The following is a 19071-nucleotide window of genomic DNA, read 5'->3' on the forward strand; positions in this document are numbered from 1 at the left end:
GTCTTGCGTTTCCGACTCTATCAGACTCTTTCGTGTCCGATTCCCGGTCGAAGCGGGGCTGCTTTCCAGTTCTTCGCTTTCGCGTTTCCCTTTCCAGCGGTTCCAACCTTACCAGACTCTTTTTCGTTCCGTTTCCGGTCCGAATATGAATTCCGGTGGCCTATTGGGGAGGCCTTGCCTTTCGGCTGACTCGACTTTACCAGAATCATTTGACCGAACTGATCGGCTACATGTTCCGGAATGAGAGAATCAATGGCTCTGCGGAAATTCCATTTCCGTTGAGAGCGAGGAAGATATTAACCGTTGGGTTCGGACCTGTCCAGTCCGACGCAACCGTTAAAATCTACCTCCCCAGATCGGCCGTGTCAACGGTCTCTCGGGGCGAAGAGCAGACTAGCAGGTCAGCGGGGGTGCACGCACATCAGGCTGCGGCCGGGAGCTCGGCACTGCGTTCTGTGGGATCGATGTCGCCCCGCTCACCCACTCGGGCTGCGCGGCCGCCCAGGACATAGACGTACGCGAGGAAGGCCAGCTCGGCCGTGATGCCGATGGTGATGCGTCCCCATGTCGGAAGACCGGAGGGGGTGACGAAGCCTTCGATGACACCCGAGACGAAGAGGACCAGGGCGAGGCCGATGGCCATGCCGATCGCGGCGCGGCCTTGTTGCGCAAGGGCCGCGCGGCGGGTGTGCGGTCCCGGGTCGATGACGGTCCAGCCGAGGCGCAGGCCCGTACCGGCTGCGACGAAGACGGCGGTGAGCTCCAGCAGGCCGTGCGGGAGGATCAGCCCCAGAAAGGTGTCGAGACGGCCGGCCGAGGACATCAGGCCGATTCCGACCCCGATGTTGAGCACGTTGAGGAAGAGGATCCAGATCACCGGGATGCCCAGGAACGCTCCCAGGACCAGGCACATGGCTGCGGCCTGGGCGTTGTTCGTCCATACCTGGGCAGCGAACGACGCGGCCGGGTGGCTGGAGTAGTAGGTCTCGTACTCCCCGCCCGGGCTGGTCAGGCGGCGGAGGTCGTCCGGAGCCGCGATGGCCGACTGCACTTCCGGATGCGTGCCGATCCACCAGCCGATGACGGCGGCCAGCAACGTGGCCAGGACCGCCGTGGGTATCCACCAGTGCCTGGATCGGTAGACCGCAGCGGGGAAACCGGCTGTCAGGAAGCGTGTGGCGTCGCGCCAGGAGGCTCGGCGGGTGCCCGTCACCGTGGACCGCGCACGGGCGACGAGCTGGGTGAGGCGCGCGGTGAGCACCGGGTCGGGAGCGCCGGACTGGAGAAGCGAGAGATGGGTGGCCGTGCGCTGGTAGAGCTCGACGAGTTCGTCGGCCTCCTCGCCGGTGAGGCGGCGCCCGCGGTGCAGGAGGTGGTCCAGACGGGCCCACTCGGTGCGGTGGGCGGTCACGAATACGTCGAGATCCATGGTCGGCTGCTGCTCCAGGCATGGGTGCGTACGGGTTCGTACTACGGCGGCGCGTTGCCGGTCAGCTTGGCAGACTGACGTCCCGAGGGGCAGAGAAGACCGGGCGAAGGATGGGGCGGCGATGACTGAGCTCGTGACCGGGGACGCGGTCGTACTGGGGCTGCGGCCCGCGAAGTTGCCGAGTCGGGCGCTGGCGCTGGCCATCGACCTCGCCGTGGTGGGGGCGGCGTTCGTTCTGGTGTCGATCGGCTTGGCCATGGCCACGGCGACGCTGGACGACGCGGCGCTCGCGGCAATATCCGTGGCGGCCTTTCTGCTCGTGCTGGTGGGCGGGCCGATCGCGGTGGAGACCCTCAGCCATGGGCGTTCGCCGGGAAAGCTGGCGTGCGGGCTGCGCGTGGTCCGGGACGACGGGGGGCCGATCCGTTTCCGGCACGCGCTGGTGCGCGGGGCCATGGGGGTCATCGAGATTCTGCTGACGTTCGGGGTTGTCGCCTGTATCGCTTCGCTGGTGTCGGCGCGGGGACGGCGCCTCGGGGATGTGTTCGCAGGGACGCTCGTCGTACGGGAGCGGGTGCCGGCGAGGCGAGCGGTGGCCGTGCCGCCTCCCCCGCCGTGGCTGGTCGGGCGGTTCGGGGGGCTGGATCTGTCGGCGGTGCCGGACGGCCTGTGGCTGGCGATACGCCAGTACCTGACGCGGATGCATCAGCTCGACGCGCAGGTGGGTCTGTCCATGGCGGAGCGGCTGGCCGGGGAGCTGGCGGCGCAGACGGGGGTTCCGGTGCCCGAGGGGGTGCAGGCCGGGGCGTATCTGGCGGCGGTGGTGAACGAGCGGCAGGCGCGGGATGCGCGGCGCGTGTTCGTCGCCGCTCGGGACGGTGCCGCTCAGGGCCGCGCCGGGCAGGTGGGAAGCGGGGCGGTGGAGGGTCGGGCCATTGCTTCCCCGCCGGTGGGGTCCGTGCCGTCCGCGGGAGGTACGGCGGCGGGCGCTCCCGCGGTCCCGGCGGTACAGAAGGGCGGGGCGGCGCCCGCGGCGACGGGGTTCGCGCCGCCCGCCTAGGGACTTTCGTCTGGATCAGGCCGGATCCTGGCCCCGCGACCCCGGCGTGATCCAGACGAGAGGCCCCCGGCTAGCGCGGTGAGGGCGAGGACTCCAGGTCTTCGAGTTCGATGCCGGGTGCCGAGAGGACCACGTCGCCGGCGATGTGAACGGTGTGCTGTTCGCCGGTATCCAGGGCGCTGACCTGGTATTCGTCCACGATCAGAGGGCCGTTGTCAGTGGCGTGCGCTTCACTGTTCACCAGGGCCCAGGACTGGTCGACGGTACGGGGGGCGAGCACCGGGTCCGTGAAGGCGACCAGGCGGACGCGGGTCGCGGGGGAATCGGGGGTGAGGCGCAGAAGTCGCGAGGTCGCGACGAGAAATGCGGGGGACGTGCCGGTGAAGGCGTGGGCGCGCGCATTGCCTTCGGTGGCATGGGTTCCGGTCGGGTCGGTACGGACCCAGGTGACGCCGTCCAGGGCGGCGCCGCGGACCTGCCAGCTCGCGGCGTGGAGTTCGAGGCGGATGGGACGGCCCAGTTCGTCGAGGGTCAGGTCGACGGAGCCGAGGTGGTCGCCGGAAGGGGCGGTGATCTGGGAGACGTAGCGCCAGCCGGAGGGGCCGGGGGCGCACTGGAAGTGTTCTTCGCCGAGGAGGGTGTGATCGTGGAGATCGTGGAGCGAATATCGGCCGCGGGGCATGGGGTCCTTCGAGGTTCCTCGGACTGAGCAGGTGCGGTACGGGGCAGGCCCCCGACACGGGGGTGCGGGGGCCTGCGCTCGTAGCTGCTGCTGAGGCTGGTCCGTCCCGTCAGCGGCCGTGGTGACGACGGCCGTCGCCGGCCGGGTGCCCCTCTCCCGTGGTGAGGGGCTCGCTCAACGACGGGCCGGACCGGGAGCGGATCGGATCAGTAGCGGTAGTGGTCGGGCTTGTACGGGCCCTCGACCTCGACACCGATGTAGGCGGCCTGCTCGGGGCGGAGCGTCGTCAGCTTCACGCCGAGCGCGTCGAGGTGGAGACGGGCGACCTTCTCGTCCAGGTGCTTGGGCAGCACGTAGACATCGGTCGGGTACTCCTCGGGCTTGGTGTACAGCTCGATCTGGGCCAGGGTCTGGTCCGCGAACGAGTTGGACATCACGAACGACGGGTGGCCGGTGGCGTTGCCCAGGTTCAGCAGGCGGCCCTCGGACAGCACGATGAGGACCTTGCCGTCGGGGAACGTCCAGGTGTGGACCTGCGGCTTGACCTCGTCCTTGACGATGCCGTCGATCTTCGCCAGGCCGGCCATGTCGAGCTCGTTGTCGAAGTGGCCGATGTTCCCGACGATGGCCTGGTGCTTCATCTTGGCCATGTCGGCGGCCAGGATGATGTCCTTGTTGCCCGTCGTGGTGACGAAGATGTCGGCCTTGTCGATGACCTCGTCGAGGGTGGTCACCTGGTAGCCGTCCATCGCCGCCTGCAGCGCGCAGATCGGGTCGATCTCGGTGATGATCACGCGGGCGCCCTGGCCGCGCAGCGACTCCGCGCATCCCTTGCCGACGTCGCCGTAGCCGCAGACGACCGCGGTCTTGCCGCCGATGAGGGTGTCGGTGGCGCGGTTGATGCCGTCGATCAGGGAGTGGCGGCAGCCGTACTTGTTGTCGAACTTGGACTTGGTGACGGCGTCGTTGACGTTGATCGCCGGGAAGAGGAGGGTGCCGTCGCGGTGCATCTCGTACAGCCGGTGCACACCGGTCGTGGTCTCCTCGGTGACACCGCGGATCTCGGACGCCAGCTGGGTCCACTTCTGCGGGGACTCGCCGAGGGTGCGGTTCAGCAGGGTGAGGATGTGGCCGTACTCCTCGCTGTCCGCGGTCGACGGGTCCGGGGCCGCTCCGGCCTTCTCGAACTCGACGCCCTTGTGGACGAGGAGGGTGGCGTCACCACCGTCGTCGAGGATCATGTTCGGGCCGCCGGTGGGGGTGTTCGGCCAGGTCAGGGCCTGCTCCGTGCACCACCAGTACTCTTCGAGCGTCTCGCCCTTCCAGGCGAAGACCGGGACGCCCGCAGGAGCATCCGGGGTGCCGTTCGGGCCCACGGCGATGGCCGCGGCGGCGTGGTCCTGGGTGGAGAAGATGTTGCAGGAGGCCCAGCGGACCTCGGCGCCGAGCGCGACCAGGGTCTCGATCAGCACGGCGGTCTGCACGGTCATGTGCAGCGAACCGGTGATGCGGGCGCCGGCCAGCGGCTGCGCGGCGGCGTACTCCTTGCGGATCGACATCAGGCCGGGCATCTCGTGCTCGGCGAGGGTGATCTCCTTGCGGCCGAACGCCGCGAGGGAGAGGTCGGCGACCTTGAAGTCCTGTCGATTGGCGACCGTTGTCATAACGGGCTGCTCCTCGTAATGGGTGTCGAGGTGGGCACGGCTGGCTCTGCGGCGGCGGGCACACGAATGCCCGGGCGCTCGCAGCGCAGTCCGTCGGAGGCCCTCTCTCCCTCGGCCGGTCCGCGCGTACGGACCGATCGACCGCCATCAGCAGCGACGTCTGACACTGCCATCGAATCTACACCGACCGGCCCAGTCGCTCCCAGCCCGCCCAGGAGGGAGGTGGCCGGAAGGGCGCTCCGGGAACGGGTGCCGGGTGACGGGTCACCGGAGCGGGCGATCGGAACGGGAGGTGTGTGAGTGCGGTGGTGGGTGGGCCCGTGGGGTACGTGAGTGGGTCAGTGGTCGGGGTCCGTCGGGGTGTCCGGGGTTCCGCCCGGGGTCTTGCCGGGGTTGGTGCCGGCCGCGGCGGCCGCCTCGCTGTAGATGTCCGGTTCCAGATAGATGACCCGGGCGATCGGGACGGCCGCGCGGATCCGGGTCTCGGCGGCGTTGATGGCGTTGGCCACTTCGGCGGCCGTGTCGTCGTGCTGCACCGCGATCTTGGCGGCGACCAGCAGCTCTTCCGGACCGAGGTGGAGCGTACGCATGTGGATGACGCCGGTGACCGTGTCGCCGTCGACGGCCGCGGCCTTGATCTTCTCGACCTGGTCGGTGCCGGCGGCCTCGCCGAGCAGCAGGGACTTGGTCTCGGCGGCGAGGACGATCGCGATGACGATCAGCAGGATGCCGATGCAGAGGGTGCCGATGCCGTCCCAGACACCGTTGCCGGTCGCGAGGGACACGCCGACACCGGCGAGGGCGAGCACCAGACCGATCAGCGCGCCGAAGTCCTCCAGGAGCACGACGGGGAGTTCGGGGGCCTTCGCCCGGCGGATGAACTCCCTCCAGGAGAGCGATCCGCGGGTCTCGTTGGACTCCTTGATGGCCGTACGGAAGGAGAAGCCCTCGGCGACGATCGCGAAGACGAGCACGCCGACCGGCCAGTACCAGGCCTCGATCTCGTGCGGGTGCTTGATCTTCTCGTAGCCCTCGTACACCGCGAACATGCCACCGACGGAGAACAGCACGATGGACACGAGGAAGGCGTAGATGTAGCGCTCGCGGCCGTAACCGAAGGGGTGCTGAGGGGTCGCCTCGCGCTGGGCCTTCTTGCCGCCGAGCAGCAGCAGGCCCTGATTCCCCGAGTCGGCGACCGAGTGGACGCTCTCCGCGAGCATCGACGACGAGCCACTGAACAGGAACGCCACGAATTTGGCCACTGCGATCGCGAGGTTGGCGCCGAGTGCCGCCACGATCGCCTTGGTTCCGCCTGACGCACTCATGGGTGCCTGGTGTCCCTTCTTCGGTGCTGCGGCCTGGCGCCGCGGTACGGCCGGACATTGTTGCAGCCGCTGGTGCGGGCGGTGCGTCAGGCCACCACTGTGGCACGGAACAGTGTTCCCGTACCGGACACTTCGACCTTCTCGCCGGAGGGCACGAAGACCGATTCGCCGGGCGTGAGACCGAGGGGGCCCGCCTTCGGGCTCCCCGCGGTGCAGAGCAGGATCTGCGGGGTGTTCCCGGTCAGGTCGACGGGGGCGGCGCCGGGCGACAGGTCGAAGCGCGAGAGCCGGAATTCGTCCACGGGCGTCTCGTAGAGCTCCTCGCCGGACGGTGACGCCTCGGGGCGCAGGACACCGGGGTCGGTCGCCTCGAAGCGGACGATGCGCAGGAGTTCGGGTACGTCGATGTGCTTGGGCGTGAGCCCGCAGCGCAGCACATTGTCCGAGTTCGCCATGATCTCGACGCCGAGGCCGTCGAGGTAGGCGTGCGGGACACCCGCGCCGAGGAAGAGGGCTTCGCCGGGCTGGAGTTCCACGTAGTTCAGCAGCATCGCCGCGATGACGCCGGGGTCGCCGGGGAAGTGGTGGGCGATCCGGGCGTACGGGGCGTACGCGCCGCCGAGACGTTCGGCGGCCTCGGCCGCCCGGTTCACCGTTTCGGCCGTTTCCGTCCGGTCGGCGCCGAGGATCGCGGTGAGAACCTCGCGCAGCGCCGCCTCTTCGGGGTGGGCGCCGAGGAGGTCGACGTACGGCTTCAGGGAGTCGACGCCGAGTGCCGCCATCGTCTCGGCCGCCTCGGTGGGCCTGCGGAACCCGCACAGGCCGGCGAAGGGGGTGAGCGCGCAGATCAGCTCGGGCTTGTGGTTGGCGTCCTTGTACGTGCGGTGGGGGGCGTCGATCGGGACGGACCGGCGTTCCTCGTCCGCGTAGCCCTGCCCGGCCTGTGCGAGGTCGGGGTGGACCTGGAGGGAGAGCGGGGCGCCGGCTGCGAGCAGTTTGAGGAGGAAGGGCAGGCGGGGGCCGAACTTCTCGACCGTGGCCCGGCCCAGTTCGCGCTCGGGGTCGGCGGCGATGACCTCGGTGAGGGACTGCTCGGGGCCGGTCTCTCCGGTGCCGTTCACACGGGTGAGGCGCGAGGGCGCTCCGGGGTGGGCACCCATCCACATCTCCGCCTGGGGTTCGCCGGTGGGGGCGATGCCGAGCAATTCGGGGATGGCGGTGGTGGAGCCCCAGGCATAGGGGCGCACGGTGTTGGAGAGCCGGTCCATGGGTTCGTCCTTGTCAGGTGCGTGGATCGGGGGGTGAGGTGCCGACGGGGTGTGGTCCGGTGGGGCCGGGCACACGCGTCAGGCACGGGCCGCCGACGCGAGTGCCAGGTAGACGGCGGCGAAGTCGGTGACCGCGAGGAGTTCGGCGAGGGCTTCGAGTTCGGTGCCCTCCTCCGGTTCGAGTTCGCTGATCGCCGTGTCGTGGCCGAGGGCCAGTTCCCGGGCGGCGGGACCGGCGCTCAGGCCGCCGGTGGGGCGGTCGCGGAGCAGCACGACACGGGCGTGCAGGGGCTCCGCCTCCTCGACCCGGTCGCGGAAGAAGTCGTCGGGGTCGGCCCCGGCGGCGAAGGTGCCCGCCAGCAGCGCGCCGTGGGCGGGAAGTGCCTCGGGGAGCTCGGCGGCGAGGGCCGGGCGGCCGGACAGCTCGGCCAGGACCGCGGCGAATCTGCGGCCGACCGGGGCCGCCGCGTCGCCCTCCGTCCAGATGAGGGGCAGGCTGTCGGCGAGTTCGGCGGCGAGCGTCTTGGCCGGGTTGCTGTACGTGGCAATGGCCGGACCGCAGCGTTCCGCGGTGCGGTCCAAGCGGTCGGCGACGCTCTGCAGCGCCTCGGCCGGTGCGGTGACCAGGCCGACCCGGTCGAGCAGTGCGAGCAGCGGGGTGAACAGGGCCCAGAGCGTGCCGGGACCCGCCGCCGATGTCTCGGCGTCGTACTCCCCGTGCGGGGCGGTGGCCATCGGCACGACCAGTCCGTGTGCCCCGTCGATCGCCTCGCGCAGCGGTGACCGGTGGGGGGTGACGGCGACGACGCTGCAGCCGCGGCGGTACGCCTGTTCGGCGAGGAGGGAGAGGCCCGGCTCGGAACCGTCGGCGGTGACGATCAGCAGCAGGTCCACGGAGCCGGCCCAGCCGGGCAGCGTCCAGCGCATCGCGCCCGCGGCGGCGGCGACCCCGGTGGGGCGGATGCGGGTGACGGGGGCCCAGGCGCCTGCCAGGGCGGTGATCAGGTCGGTGACGCCGGACGCGGCGGTGCCGGAACCCGCGACGAGTACGGCACGGGGGCGGCCTTCCGGGTTCAGCGCGGCGATTCCGGCCTCCGCCGCGTGCCGGGCGGCGGTGCGGACCCGGGCCCCGGCCTCGGCGGCGCCGCGGAGCAGGCCGCGGCGGTCGGCTCGGGCCAGGGAATCCGGGGCGTCGAGCAGCGACTCGTCGAGCATGGGGACGGTCCTCCGATCACGTGCTGATCACCGTGCGGGGTGCGGGGCGCGGATGCCGTTGCGCGGGGCGTGGCGGGTGCCGCTGCGCGTGGCGGGACGCGGTGCCGTTACGCGGGGCGGCGGGCCTCGTCGACGAGGAGGACGGGGATGCCGTCCCGTACCGGGTAGGCCAGGCCGCAGTCCTTGCCGGTGCAGACGAGCTCGGGGCTGTCGGCTGCCGACCGGTCGTCGAGCGGAGAGTGACAGGCCGGGCAGGCGAGGATCTCCAGAAGGCCGGCTTCGAGCGGCATGGGGTGAGTCCCTTCAGGCATTCGAACAAGCGGTTCGGGTTCACGCGGATCGGGCGACGTCAGCCTACCGCCGGGATGTGGAGGGTGCGGAGCGGGCAGGGGCCGGGGGCCGCGGCCCGGGCAGGGGCGAATCGCCCGGCCCGTCCGGCCGCGCCGCCCCTACGAAGTCTGTTCCTGGGACCGGATCAACGTCAGTACCTCGTCGCGTACCGCCGTCATCGTCCGCTCGTCGCGGGCCTCGACGTTCAGTCGCAGCAGGGGTTCCGTGTTCGAGGCTCGCAGGTTGAACCACCAGTCCGGGGCCGTGACCGTCAGGCCGTCCAGGTCGTCGGTCGTGACTCCGTCGCGGGTCTCGAAGGATTCGCGTACCGCCGCCGTGCGGCCCGGCTGGTCGGTGACCGTGGAGTTGATCTCGCCGGATCCGGTGTAGCGGTCGTACTGGGCGACCAGCTCCGACAGTGTGCCCCGCTGTCCCCCCAGCGCGGCCAGGACGTGGAGCGCGGCGAGCATGCCCGTATCGGCGTTCCAGAAGTCGCGGAAGTAGTAGTGCGCCGAGTGCTCGCCGCCGAAGATCGCGCCGTGCTCGGCCATCTCCGCCTTGATGAAGGAGTGGCCCACGCGGGTGCGGACCGGGGTGCCGCCGTTCTCGCGGACGACCTCGGGAACCGTGAGGGACGTGATCAGGTTGTGGATGACGGTGCCCTTGCCGCCGTTGCGGGCGAGTTCCCGGGCCGCGACCAGGGCGGTGATCGCGGACGGGGAGACGCCCGCGCCGCGTTCGTCGACGACGAAGCAGCGGTCGGCGTCGCCGTCGAAGGCGAGGCCCAGGTCGGCGCCCTCGGCCACGACCCGGGCCTGGAGGTCGACGAGGTTCTTCGGGTCGAGCGGGTTCGCCTCGTGGTTGGGGAAGGTGCCGTCGAGCTCGAAGTACATCGGCACGAGGTCGACGGGAAGGTCCGCGAAGACGGTGGGGACGGTGTGGCCGCCCATGCCGTTGCCCGCGTCGACAACGACCTTCAGCGGGCGGATCGATGCGAGGTCCACCAGGGACAGCAGGTGCGCGGCGTAGTCGGGGAGCGTCTCGCGTTCGGTGACGGTCCCGGGGGTGGCCGCCGGTCGCGGCGCACCGGTCTCGGACCACTTCTCGACCAGGGCGCGGATCTCAGAGAGCCCGGTGTCCTGGCCCACGGGTGCTGCGCCCGCCCGGCAGAGCTTGATCCCGTTGTACTGCGCCGGATTGTGCGAGGCGGTGAACATCGCGCCGGGGAGGCCCAGGCTGCCGGAGGCGAAGTACAGCTGGTCGGTCGAGCAGAGACCGATCAGTGTGACGTCCGCGCCGCGCGCCGCCGCACCGCGTGCGAAGGCACCCGAGAGACCGGGCGACGAGGGCCGCATGTCATGGCCGGTCACGATCGCGTCCGCGCCCGTGACCTCGACGAATGCCGCCCCGAATTGTTCGGCCAGCGATTCGTCCCACTGGTCGGGCACCACCCCGCGCACGTCGTACGCCTTCACGATCTGTGACAGATCAGCAGCCACGGGCCGGTCCTCCTGAGATTTCTGCGGACCGCCCAAACTACCCGGCGGCGGCTCGCGCGGACCGCGTGGCCCGGTGGCCGTGCGGTGCCCGGCCGGGCGGTGTCGGGGGCTGCGCGCGGTGAGCGGGGCGGGCGGTTGCCGCGTCCTCGATCACCGCGCGATCGTCAGGCCTCAGGGCCTCTCGTCCGGATCATGCCGGGCACCCGGTACCGGCATCAGGACCGCTCCGGGCATCCGGCATCACAGCGGAGTGCGGGACAGAACGCCGCACACCGCAGGGCTCAGGAGTCCGGTGAGCGCAGCACTCGCAGATGGCCGCGGCGCGCGACCTCCCTCGGATCCGCGGTCTGCGGGCCACCGCCGCTCCTGCCGTCGTGGTCGTGCGGCCGCGCCGCTTCCCGTACGGCATTGGCGAGCGCTTCGAGATCGTCACCGCTGGGGCGGGTGGGAGCGGAGGGGTCGGAGAGCCTGACGACCTCCCAGCCACGTGGTGCGGTCAGCCGCTCGCTGTGCTCGGCGCAGAGGTCGTAGCAGTGGGGCTCGGCATAGGTGGCGAGCGGGCCGAGGACCGCAGTCGAGTCGGCATAGACGTACGTCAGTGTCGCGACGGCAGGGCGGCCGCACGCGGTGCGCGAACAGCGACGTACAGGGCTCACGATGTTGGACGGTACCGCACTCTTGAGCGGGCTGCGACGACTCTCCCTCAGGTCACCCCACCGTGTCGCCCTGTGACCTCCGGCACAACCGCCTTCCGGACGGCCCTTCTGACCTGCGAAGGAAGGCGGCGGCACGGGTCGCACCGGCAACAATTCCGGTCACCGCTCGGCGCGGAAGCGGTCATTCACCAAGAGAGCGGCGGTCAGGAGCTGGGCTTGAAACGGGCTTCTGTCTGGCCGAATTGTTCAGGATTGGACATGCCGACGACCTGTCAGGGAGCGTCGATCCGCCTGCGCCGCAGCGAGTTACCCTGCGTCAGTGGACAGTCCCGTACCGCCCCACCCGTCCGAGCCGCGCCCACGCCGTCGTGACCGCCATGGCCGCGGCATGCGCGGGCCCGTCGCCCCGCCCCAGGTGCCGCTCTCGGCCAGCAGGGCGGAGAACTTCCGTGATCTCGTGCAGGACTCGGTGGAACGGCTGGAGCGGCGCTGGCCGCAGCTGGCCGATGTCGACTTCATGGTTCTGGACGTGCCGGCGACGCAGGAGGAGACCGTTCCGCTGGGGCGCGCGGTCTCCGCGAAGAAGGACCGGCCCGCGCAGATCGTCATCTACCGACGGCCCGTCGAGATCCGTACCAAGAACCGTGACGAGCGGGCCCTGCTGGTGCACGAGGTCGTGGTGGAGCAGGTCGCGGAACTGCTCGGGCTCTCGCCGGAGTCGGTGGATCCGCGGTACGGGCAGGAGTAGGCCGGCCGTCCCTGCGAGGTGACCGGCCGCCACCCGCCCGCACCGCCCGCTCAGTCGTCCAGGACCGACAGGTCCTGCTCGGTCGCGGGCACCTCGACCGTTCCGCCGTCGTCCGGCAGGGTCTGCACGGTGAACATCTGGACGCCGCCCTGCGGAAGGCTGAGCATGCGTGCGGCGTGGACCGGGCCGCCCGACTCCGTCCGGACGGTCAACGCGTAGCCGCCCTTGAGCCCGGCCGGCACGGGCGGGGTCACCGCGAGCGTCGTACCGCCCTTGACGGTGTACGTCTTGACGGCCTGTTCGCCGCCGCCGCTGCCCGCGGATGCGGTGACCTTCACGGTGGCGGTGGCGCCCGGTGCGGCGAGCGAGAGGGTCGCCCCCTTGGCCCGGTTGTCGGCCACGGTCGCCTGGGCGCCCACCGGACCGGTCGCCGGGATGTAGCCGACCTCCTGTCCGTCGCCCTTGCCGCGGACCACGCGCAGCGCCGCCACCACGGGGGTGCCCTTTCCGCCCCTGGTCGGGCTCAGCAGCAGGGAGCCGGCTTCGCCCTTGGTGATGTCCTGGAGGTCGACGCCTGCGGTCATCTTCGACTTGACGTGCAGTTCCTCGTGCCCGACCGGGGAGATCGCGCCGTCCCTGCCGAGCAGTTTCACCTTCAGATCGGCGTCGTTGTCACCGGGAACGAAGGCCACCAGACGGACCGAGGTGGCGTCCGCCGGAATGCCGGGGAGCACCAGGGAGCCCGCCGGGGCGGCCGAGGCGGCCAGCCAGTCGCTGCCGATCTCCTCGTCCGCGGTCCCGACGACGGCTCCGACGCGTCCGGTCCGGGTGGTGACATGGACGGTCACGTCCTCGACCACCTCGCTGGTCAGCGTGGAGATCAGGACCGGGACGCTCGACCCGGCGGGCACCGTGATGCCCTCGCCGGCATCGGACTTGAGGGCGCCGTCCGGACCGTACAGCTCGATGTCCGCGACGGCCGCGGTGTCGTCCGGGTTGGTGAGGTGGACGTAGTCCTGGCGGGACTTCGCGGTGCTCGCGGCCGGGAACCAGAAGTCCGTGTCGGGTCCGGTGCAGCTGACGCCGAGCAGGCCGCGACCGGTGCCCGCCTCGACCGTGGTGGTCTGCTGGGTGGTCCAGCCGGGGGCCAGGCGGCCGGTTGCGGTGCCGACCAGGGCGGGTTTGTCGGAGCCGGACACGTCGGCGGTGGCCGGTGTGCCGGGCTCCTTGAGGGAGACGACCGGCTCTCCGGGATCCGCCTTCTTGTCGTCCTTCTTCTTGTCCTTGGCCGTGGTGTCGTCGGCAGTGGCGGACGCGGACCGCTTCAGTTCGGCCGTCCCGGCCTCGCCGCCGCCGCTGCCGACCGCCGGGGTGAAGGACGTGTACGTCGTCTCCGCGAGTGCCGAGAGACCGGGCGCCGGGCAGAGCAGGCTGGTCCGTTCCACCGGCAGCCGGGTGGCGGCCTTCGCCTCCGTCGTGCCCCCGTCGCCGGGCGCGGTGAGCGCGGCGAACCCGGTGACGGCGGCGAGGGCGACGGTGCCCGCGATGAGGGACAGGCTGGTGGACTTCACTCGGACTCGCCTCGCGATGCGTTACCGGTCGGCCACGGGTTCTGGCCCGGGGCGGGGTTCTCGTCGGGGTTCTGCGGGTCGTACTGACCCTGCCCGCCGTAGTCGGCCTGGGGGGCGTACGGGGCCTGCGGGTCGTACTGCGGGACCTGCGGGGCGTACTGGCCCTGGGCCTGCGGGTCGTACTGCTGCTGTTGCTGCTGGGCGTAGCCGTACGGGTCGTAGGCGCTCTGCTGGTACGGGTCGGCGGTCTGGTGCCCGTGCTGCGTGCCGTACTGCCCGTCCTGGTACTGCTGCTCGCCCTGGTACTGCTGGTAGTCGGCGCCCTGGTACTGCTGCGCGTCCCATTCGCCGTACTGCTGCTGCGGCACCGCCGCGTACTGACCGCTGTCGGCCTGCGGGGCGAAGACGTCCGGGTCGTCGCTCTGCTGCGGCTGCTGATGCGGCTGCGGTTCGGCGGCCTGTTGCGCGGGAGCGTACTCCCCCGCCGCGTCCGGTGCTTCCTGGCCGCTCCCGCTCCCGGGCTGCTCCGGATCCGCTTCCGCCCGGGCCGCCGCGCGGAGCCTGCGCGCCCGGCGCCCCTCGCCCGCGACCGGCTCCGCGGGGACCTCCGTGACCTCCTCGGGCAGGTCGTCGTCGATCTCCCGGCGGCGGCCCGGCAGGGCGAGGACCACCAGGACCACGGCCAGCGCGGCCTGGGCCCAGATCCAGGCGGTGTGGGTGAGCGGGGCGTTGTACGTGAGATCCAGGGTGCCGCCCTCGGCCGGGAGCTCGAAGCCCTGGGCCCAGCCGTCGACGGTCTTCCGGGGCAGGGCGCGGCCGTTGAGCGTGGCCTCCCAGCCGGGGTCGGCCGCGTCGGCGATCCGCAGCACCCGGCCGGAGCCGCCCGCCGGAATCCTGGTGTGCGCCTCCACGGGCAGGGATCCCACGGGCAGCGATTCGTCGTCGCCGCCGGACGGCACGATCATGACGCGGGCGACCTGCCGGTCGACCCGCCACAGCGCGCTGCCGTCCAGCTGGCTCAGCCGGCTGAGGCCCGGGGTCGCGTCGAGGACCCGGCTCATCTCCTTCGGAGCGCCGTCCCGTACCAGTACGTAACGGATCGCGAAGCCGCTGAGCTGACTGCCCTGGTCGGCGCCGGAGCCCGCGACCAGATTGGCGACGACCTTGTCGAGGTGGCTGTTGCCGCCGCCCGCCTCGGCCAGTTCGGCGTCGCCGAGCCGCGCGCCGGAGCCGCGTACCAGGGCGTACGGGACGGCGGCGGGCGATGTGCCCCCCAGGACCAGGGTGCGCGGCTGGTCGCGGGTGGTGCTCTCCTCCGCGACGAACGCGGGGACCTGCACCGGGTCGCGGCGCTCCAGCGGGCCGTCGGCGCCGCCGATCATCCAGCCGGCGGCGGCCACCACCGGGGCGAGGCCCGCGGCGAGGGCGATCAGTACGGCGACGGGCTGGCGCCAGCCGAAGCTGAGTGCGGCGACGCGCACCCGGGCTCCGTCCGCGCCGACCAGCGCGGCGGCGATCAGCGCGATGCCGTAGACGAGGGTGGCGGGGCCCGCCCAGCCCGAGCCGTTGGCGAGTACGGCGAAGACCAGCGCCACGAGCGCGACGGCCCACGCGGTGCGGACCGCGAACTGCCGCTCCCCGCGCAGCAGCGCCGCGAGCGCGGCGAACACGATGCCGAGCAGCAGCACTCCGCCCGCGGCCTTGGGGCCGCCGGGGCTGATGCCGAGCAGGTCGAATGCGGAGGCCGTGCCCGTACCGAGGTCCACGCCCGCCTCCTTGAAGAAGGCGGACGGGCTGCTGAGGAGCGAGAGCGACCAGGGCGCGAGCACCAGCAGCGGTGTGCCGATCGTGGCGAGGAAGCGGAGCCCGTACGCGGCGATGTCGTCGCGGCGCAGCACGAGCACACCGATGCCGAGGACCACGGCGAGCGGCCACACGATGGGCGTGAAGGCCATCGTGAAGGTGAGGAGCAGGGTGTACGTCCAGGTGGCGCCCCAGCTGCCGCGCGCATCCCCGCCGGCCCGCATGCCATGGGCGGAGACGGCGGCGCGGGCGATCAGCGGAAGCAGGACGGCCAGGACGGCGGTGCCGAGACGGCCGGTCGCCAGCGCGCCGGTCGCCGCGGGAAGGAAGGCGTACGCGACGCTCGCCCAGGCCCGCAGCAGCCTCGATTCGAGCAGCGGCCGGGAGACGAAGTACGCGGTGAGTCCGGCGAGCGGGACCGAGCAGACCAGCAGCAGCGTGAGCGCGAAGCCGGTCGAACCGAGGAACAGAGCGGACAGGGCCGAGATCACGGCGAGGTAGGGCGGCGCGGTCTGCGTGCCGCCGGTACCGACCGTGTGCCAGCCGTCCGCGTACTTGCCCCACAGATCGGAGACGTCGGCGGGCGCGGGCAGCAGCGCGCCGCCCGCGAGGGCCCCGCCGCTGAGCAGACCGCGACAGGCGACGAGCGAGACCAGCAGCAGGACGGCGAAGAGGACGGGGCCGGGCTTGCGCCCGATCCGCTTCAGCCGCGCGAACTGCTCGATCTCCAGGAAGTCGGCGTCGTCACCGCCGGGGCCGGACTCCACGGCGCCGTGCCGTGAGCCGCCCGGGTCGGCGTCGGAGCCGCTGCCGAAGTTTCCGGCGACCTGCTCGACGGTGGCGCGGACGGTGGCGCCGGGCGGCGGGAAGAGGCCGCGCAGTTCGGCCTGGTCGACGACGCCCTTGCCGCGGCTGCGCCGGGCCGCGAGGATCCGGCCGGGGCGCAGCAGGGTGCCGAAGAGCCCGGCGACCTCGTCGAGGGCCTGGCCGGGCACCTTGCCGACGAGATAGGCGAGGGTACGCAGCAGGGTGCCGACGAGGAGTCTGACCATGACCCAGGGCAGGGCCTTGGCCCGTGCGTTGGCCAGCATCGTGTAGACGGCACCGGCCTTGTCGACGCGGTGCGGGGAGGCGACCGAGCGTCCCGCGCAGTCGATGGGGCGGCGCTCGCGCGCGGATGCCTCGGCGTGCCGGAGGACGGCGTCGGGGGCGACGAGCACCCGGTGCCCGGCGACATGCGCGCGCCAGCACAGGTCGACGTCGTCACGCATCAGCGGGAGCCCGCGGTCGAACCCGCCGAGCTCCTCCCAGATGTCACGGCGGATCAGCATGCCCGCGGTGGATACGGAGAGCACCGTGCGGACCTGGTCGTGCTGGCCCTGGTCCTGCTCGCGCCGGTCGAGCCCGGTCCAGCGGCGGCCGCTGTTGGCGATGGAGACGCCGACTTCGAGCAGCTGCTTGCGGTCGTACCAGCCGCGGAGTTTGGGGCCGACGATCGCGGCGTGCGGGTCGGTGTCGACGGCGCTCAGCAGCTCGGCGAGCGCGTCGGGCTCGGGTGCGCAGTCGTCGTGGAGCAGCCAGAGCCACTGCACCGGCTCGCCGTGCGGCAGGTCGGGCAGGTCGTACGCGTCGTCGCGCCAGGTCCTGCTGACGGGGTCCCAGCTGCTGGGGCGCTTCAGGTACGGCAGGTCCTCGGGGGTGAGGACGCCGGCCGTGCGGGTCGCCTCGTCGACGGCCGTGCCGAAGCTCGTACGACGCGCGAGATGGAGGACACGTTCGGCGCCGAGCGCCTCGGTGACCAGCCGCGCGGAGTCGTCGGCGCTGCCGGTGTCGGCGGCGACGATGTTCTGTACGGGGCGTTCCTGCCCGAGCAGCCCGGCGAGCGCGTCGGGCAGCCAGCGTGCGCCGTCATGGGAGACGAGCACGGCGGTGACGACATGCCGGGGGAACTCTGGGGCGGCGGCGGCCGCGTACGGCGCCGCCGGTTGGCTGTGCACGGACATCGAGGTACGGGCCCTCCGGCCAGGTCCGGGGGGCGTCCCCCCAGGGGCTGCATCGGTGTACACGCGCGCTCCGTCGGGGCGTTGGCGCGTCTCGGACGGGGCCCCACACTAACGGTAAGGACAACCATGGCGGCGCCGAGCGGCCGAAGGGCAGCGGCGGAGGGACGGCGGACATGGTGATGGCCCGCCGCCTGCGGGCAGGATGCAGGCGGCGGGCCGTGGTCGGTCCCGGTACGGTGTGCGGGTCGTGGCGGTCCGGTGCGCGGCGTTCGGTCGCGGCGCTTCTGGTGCGCGGCGCTCCGCGGTCAGACAGCGGCCTTTTTCAGGCGGCGCCGTTCACGTTCCGAAAGACCGCCCCAGATTCCGAACCGTTCGTCATTGGACAGGGCGTACTCAAGGCATTCGGAGCGGACTTCACAGGCGAGACAGACCTTCTTGGCCTCTCGGGTGGATCCGCCCTTCTCGGGGAAGAAGGACTCGGGATCGGTCTGCGCGCACAGCGCGCGCTCCTGCCAGCCGAGTTCCTCGTCCGCGTCCTCGACCAGCAGTTGCTGGAACAGCTCGGTCATGTGCGCCCCTCGTCTGTCTCTTGCGTCCCCGTGATGCAGCCGTCGCTGATTGCGGCCGAACGACACGAGTGAAATTACAAGTGTGTAGCTCCGGGCCAGTCAAGCGAAGATCTGCTATTGGCCCTGGTATTCACTCTGCGGAACCAAGGGTATGCGGAAAGTGTGCAAATCACCAAAAAGCTGACATATGCCGTCGGCCCCATCGCGCCCTCCCTCTCACCGAGAGAGACGAACGGGGCCACCCTCATGTTTCGATTCGATCACCGAAGCGATCAAGATCACAGTCAGGTCACAAGGTTCCAACGGCGTTTACGGACACGGTTGATGCGCCACATCTCCACCACGGCGACCGCACAAACCTTTCCCTGCCACCAGCAACCGGATGAGGTGAAACATTACCCCCAAATCGGGCATTGGGTTGACAGCGGCGGATCGAGCCGGTCTCCTTGACTGCATGCCAGCGACCGCAGCGATGTACGCCACCCACGCCCGTGGGTTCCGCACCGCTGTCCAGGCCCGCTGTTGCTGTTCCAGCTGTCACAGCTGTTGATGCCGTAGAGCACCGGCTCTGATCCAGCTTCTCTTCGCCGAGCTTCACCGCAGAGTGTCTCCGCAGGGCTCTTTCGCCGTGCGTCCCCGGCTCTCCGGTCCCCCTCCGCGACACCCCGCACACGCACCCCCCATGCCGAGGAACCACCGCTTCCATGAACAGCGACAGCGACCTTCAGATCGCCGGCGACATCCTTGAGGTCCAGCACCTCCTGCAGCCGGCCCGCCGGCACCCCTCCACCGTGGCCGAGTTCGCCGGACTCGCGCGCTCCATCGCCGCCGACCGCGCGCAGTGGGCGCCGCTCGTCCGGTACGACACCGCCAGCCGCTGGTACCACCGGCTGCGCGCCGTGCCCCGGGCTCCCGGCTCCGCCCGAGCAGGAAAGGCCCCACTCGGCTACGAGGTGTGGCTGCTCAGCTGGGTGCCCGGACAAGGCAGCGGGCGCCACGACCACGGCCTCTCCTCCGGCGTACTGACCGTCCTGGACGGCCGGTTGACCGAACACACCGGACGCGGCACACGGGCACTGGAACCCGGTGCGCAGCGCATCTTCGCACCGGGCTATGTGCATGAAGTGGTCAACGACTTCATCGAACCGGCCGTCAGTCTGCACATCTATTACCCGGGTCTGACCGAGATGCCGATGCACGCGGCACAATGCGCCCCGGCAGCCGTGGATGTCGTACCCGCCTGACAGCC

15 protein-coding genes are annotated in these 19071 nt (G+C 71.2%); 3 read left to right on the top strand and 12 right to left on the bottom strand.

Annotated features, from left to right (window positions below; all coding sequences use genetic code 11):
• Positions 1-421: 421 nt before the first annotated feature.
• A complete protein-coding gene (locus ACF08M_RS10415; protein ID WP_392184823.1) occupies positions 422-1429 on the bottom strand; it encodes a stage II sporulation protein M in 1008 nt (335 codons plus the stop codon).
• Between the two features lie 121 nt (positions 1430-1550).
• Here ACF08M_RS10415 and ACF08M_RS10420 point away from each other — a divergent pair, with 121 nt between their 5' ends.
• The gene (locus ACF08M_RS10420; RefSeq protein WP_392184824.1) at positions 1551-2489 is read left to right on the top strand and encodes an RDD family protein; all 939 of its coding nucleotides are present in this window, start codon (positions 1551-1553) and stop codon (positions 2487-2489) included.
• Positions 2490-2559: 70 nt separating this feature from the next.
• Here the strand turns inward: ACF08M_RS10420 and ACF08M_RS10425 are convergent, their stop codons facing one another.
• The 8 genes from ACF08M_RS10425 to ACF08M_RS10460 all read right to left on the bottom strand — a co-directional run bounded on the left by ACF08M_RS10425 (position 2560) and on the right by ACF08M_RS10460 (position 11128).
• On the bottom strand, positions 2560-3171 hold the full coding sequence (locus ACF08M_RS10425; RefSeq protein ID WP_392184825.1) for a hypothetical protein: 612 nt from the start codon (positions 3169-3171) through the stop codon (positions 2560-2562).
• A gap of 206 nt (positions 3172-3377) precedes the next feature.
• Positions 3378-4835, bottom strand: a complete 1458-nt coding sequence (gene ahcY / locus ACF08M_RS10430) for an adenosylhomocysteinase (RefSeq protein ID WP_392184826.1) — start codon at positions 4833-4835, stop codon at positions 3378-3380.
• A 338-nt stretch (positions 4836-5173) separates the two neighbouring features.
• Complete coding sequence (locus tag ACF08M_RS10435) at positions 5174-6160, bottom strand: cation diffusion facilitator family transporter (protein WP_392184827.1); 987 nt, start codon at positions 6158-6160, stop codon at positions 5174-5176.
• Between the two features lie 86 nt (positions 6161-6246).
• Positions 6247-7428, bottom strand: coding sequence for a mannose-6-phosphate isomerase, class I (gene manA / locus ACF08M_RS10440; protein ID WP_392184828.1), 1182 nt, complete (start codon positions 7426-7428; stop codon positions 6247-6249).
• 78 nt (positions 7429-7506) lie between these two features.
• Positions 7507-8643: an SIS domain-containing protein gene (locus ACF08M_RS10445; protein WP_392184829.1), complete on the bottom strand. Its 1137-nt coding sequence runs from the start codon at positions 8641-8643 to the stop codon at positions 7507-7509.
• 107 nt (positions 8644-8750) lie between these two features.
• Entirely contained in the window at positions 8751-8933 is a 183-nt protein-coding gene (locus ACF08M_RS10450; protein ID WP_018552946.1) for a Trm112 family protein, read from the bottom strand.
• Between the two features lie 159 nt (positions 8934-9092).
• Complete coding sequence (locus tag ACF08M_RS10455) at positions 9093-10472, bottom strand: phosphomannomutase/phosphoglucomutase (protein ID WP_392184830.1); 1380 nt, start codon at positions 10470-10472, stop codon at positions 9093-9095.
• Positions 10473-10753: 281 nt separating this feature from the next.
• The gene (locus tag ACF08M_RS10460) at positions 10754-11128 is read right to left on the bottom strand and encodes a DUF3499 domain-containing protein (RefSeq protein ID WP_392184831.1); all 375 of its coding nucleotides are present in this window, start codon (positions 11126-11128) and stop codon (positions 10754-10756) included.
• A gap of 319 nt (positions 11129-11447) precedes the next feature.
• Here ACF08M_RS10460 and ACF08M_RS10465 point away from each other — a divergent pair, with 319 nt between their 5' ends.
• Positions 11448-11876 carry a metallopeptidase family protein gene (locus ACF08M_RS10465; RefSeq protein WP_392184832.1) on the top strand — a complete coding sequence of 143 codons (429 nt, stop codon included), beginning with the start codon at positions 11448-11450 and terminating at the stop codon, positions 11874-11876.
• Positions 11877-11926: 50 nt separating this feature from the next.
• Here ACF08M_RS10465 and ACF08M_RS10470 read toward each other — a convergent pair whose 3' ends face one another.
• The 3 genes from ACF08M_RS10470 to ACF08M_RS10480 form a co-directional block, all read right to left on the bottom strand.
• The gene (locus tag ACF08M_RS10470; protein WP_392184833.1) at positions 11927-13447 is read right to left on the bottom strand and encodes a DUF5719 family protein; all 1521 of its coding nucleotides are present in this window, start codon (positions 13445-13447) and stop codon (positions 11927-11929) included.
• A complete protein-coding gene (locus ACF08M_RS10475; RefSeq protein WP_392184834.1) occupies positions 13444-17253 on the bottom strand; it encodes a glycosyltransferase in 3810 nt (1269 codons plus the stop codon). Before ACF08M_RS10475 ends, ACF08M_RS10470 begins: the two co-directional genes overlap by 4 nt.
• 305 nt (positions 17254-17558) lie before the next feature.
• Complete coding sequence (locus ACF08M_RS10480) at positions 17559-17822, bottom strand: WhiB family transcriptional regulator (protein ID WP_030927001.1); 264 nt, start codon at positions 17820-17822, stop codon at positions 17559-17561.
• A 704-nt stretch (positions 17823-18526) separates the two neighbouring features.
• Here ACF08M_RS10480 and ACF08M_RS10485 point away from each other — a divergent pair.
• Positions 18527-19066, top strand: a complete 540-nt coding sequence (locus tag ACF08M_RS10485) for a cysteine dioxygenase (protein ID WP_392184835.1) — start codon at positions 18527-18529, stop codon at positions 19064-19066.
• Positions 19067-19071: the final 5 nt, after the last annotated feature.

The organism is Streptomyces sp. NPDC015032, assembly GCF_043080425.1.
Taxonomy (GTDB): Bacteria; Actinomycetota; Actinomycetes; order Streptomycetales; family Streptomycetaceae; genus Streptomyces.

Coding starts and splice junctions, on each gene's coding strand:
- ACF08M_RS10415 (WP_392184823.1), bottom strand. CDS start 1,429: ATGGATCTCGACGTATTCGTGACCGCCCACCGCACCGAGTGGGCCCGT.
- ACF08M_RS10420 (WP_392184824.1), top strand. CDS start 1,551: ATGACTGAGCTCGTGACCGGGGACGCGGTCGTACTGGGGCTGCGGCCC.
- ACF08M_RS10425 (WP_392184825.1), bottom strand. CDS start 3,171: ATGCCCCGCGGCCGATATTCGCTCCACGATCTCCACGATCACACCCTC.
- ahcY (WP_392184826.1), bottom strand. CDS start 4,835: ATGACAACGGTCGCCAATCGACAGGACTTCAAGGTCGCCGACCTCTCC.
- ACF08M_RS10435 (WP_392184827.1), bottom strand. CDS start 6,160: ATGAGTGCGTCAGGCGGAACCAAGGCGATCGTGGCGGCACTCGGCGCC.
- manA (WP_392184828.1), bottom strand. CDS start 7,428: ATGGACCGGCTCTCCAACACCGTGCGCCCCTATGCCTGGGGCTCCACC.
- ACF08M_RS10445 (WP_392184829.1), bottom strand. CDS start 8,643: ATGCTCGACGAGTCGCTGCTCGACGCCCCGGATTCCCTGGCCCGAGCC.
- ACF08M_RS10450 (WP_018552946.1), bottom strand. CDS start 8,933: ATGCCGCTCGAAGCCGGCCTTCTGGAGATCCTCGCCTGCCCGGCCTGT.
- ACF08M_RS10475 (WP_392184834.1), bottom strand. CDS start 17,253: ATGTCCGTGCACAGCCAACCGGCGGCGCCGTACGCGGCCGCCGCCGCC.
- ACF08M_RS10480 (WP_030927001.1), bottom strand. CDS start 17,822: ATGACCGAGCTGTTCCAGCAACTGCTGGTCGAGGACGCGGACGAGGAA.
- ACF08M_RS10485 (WP_392184835.1), top strand. CDS start 18,527: ATGAACAGCGACAGCGACCTTCAGATCGCCGGCGACATCCTTGAGGTC.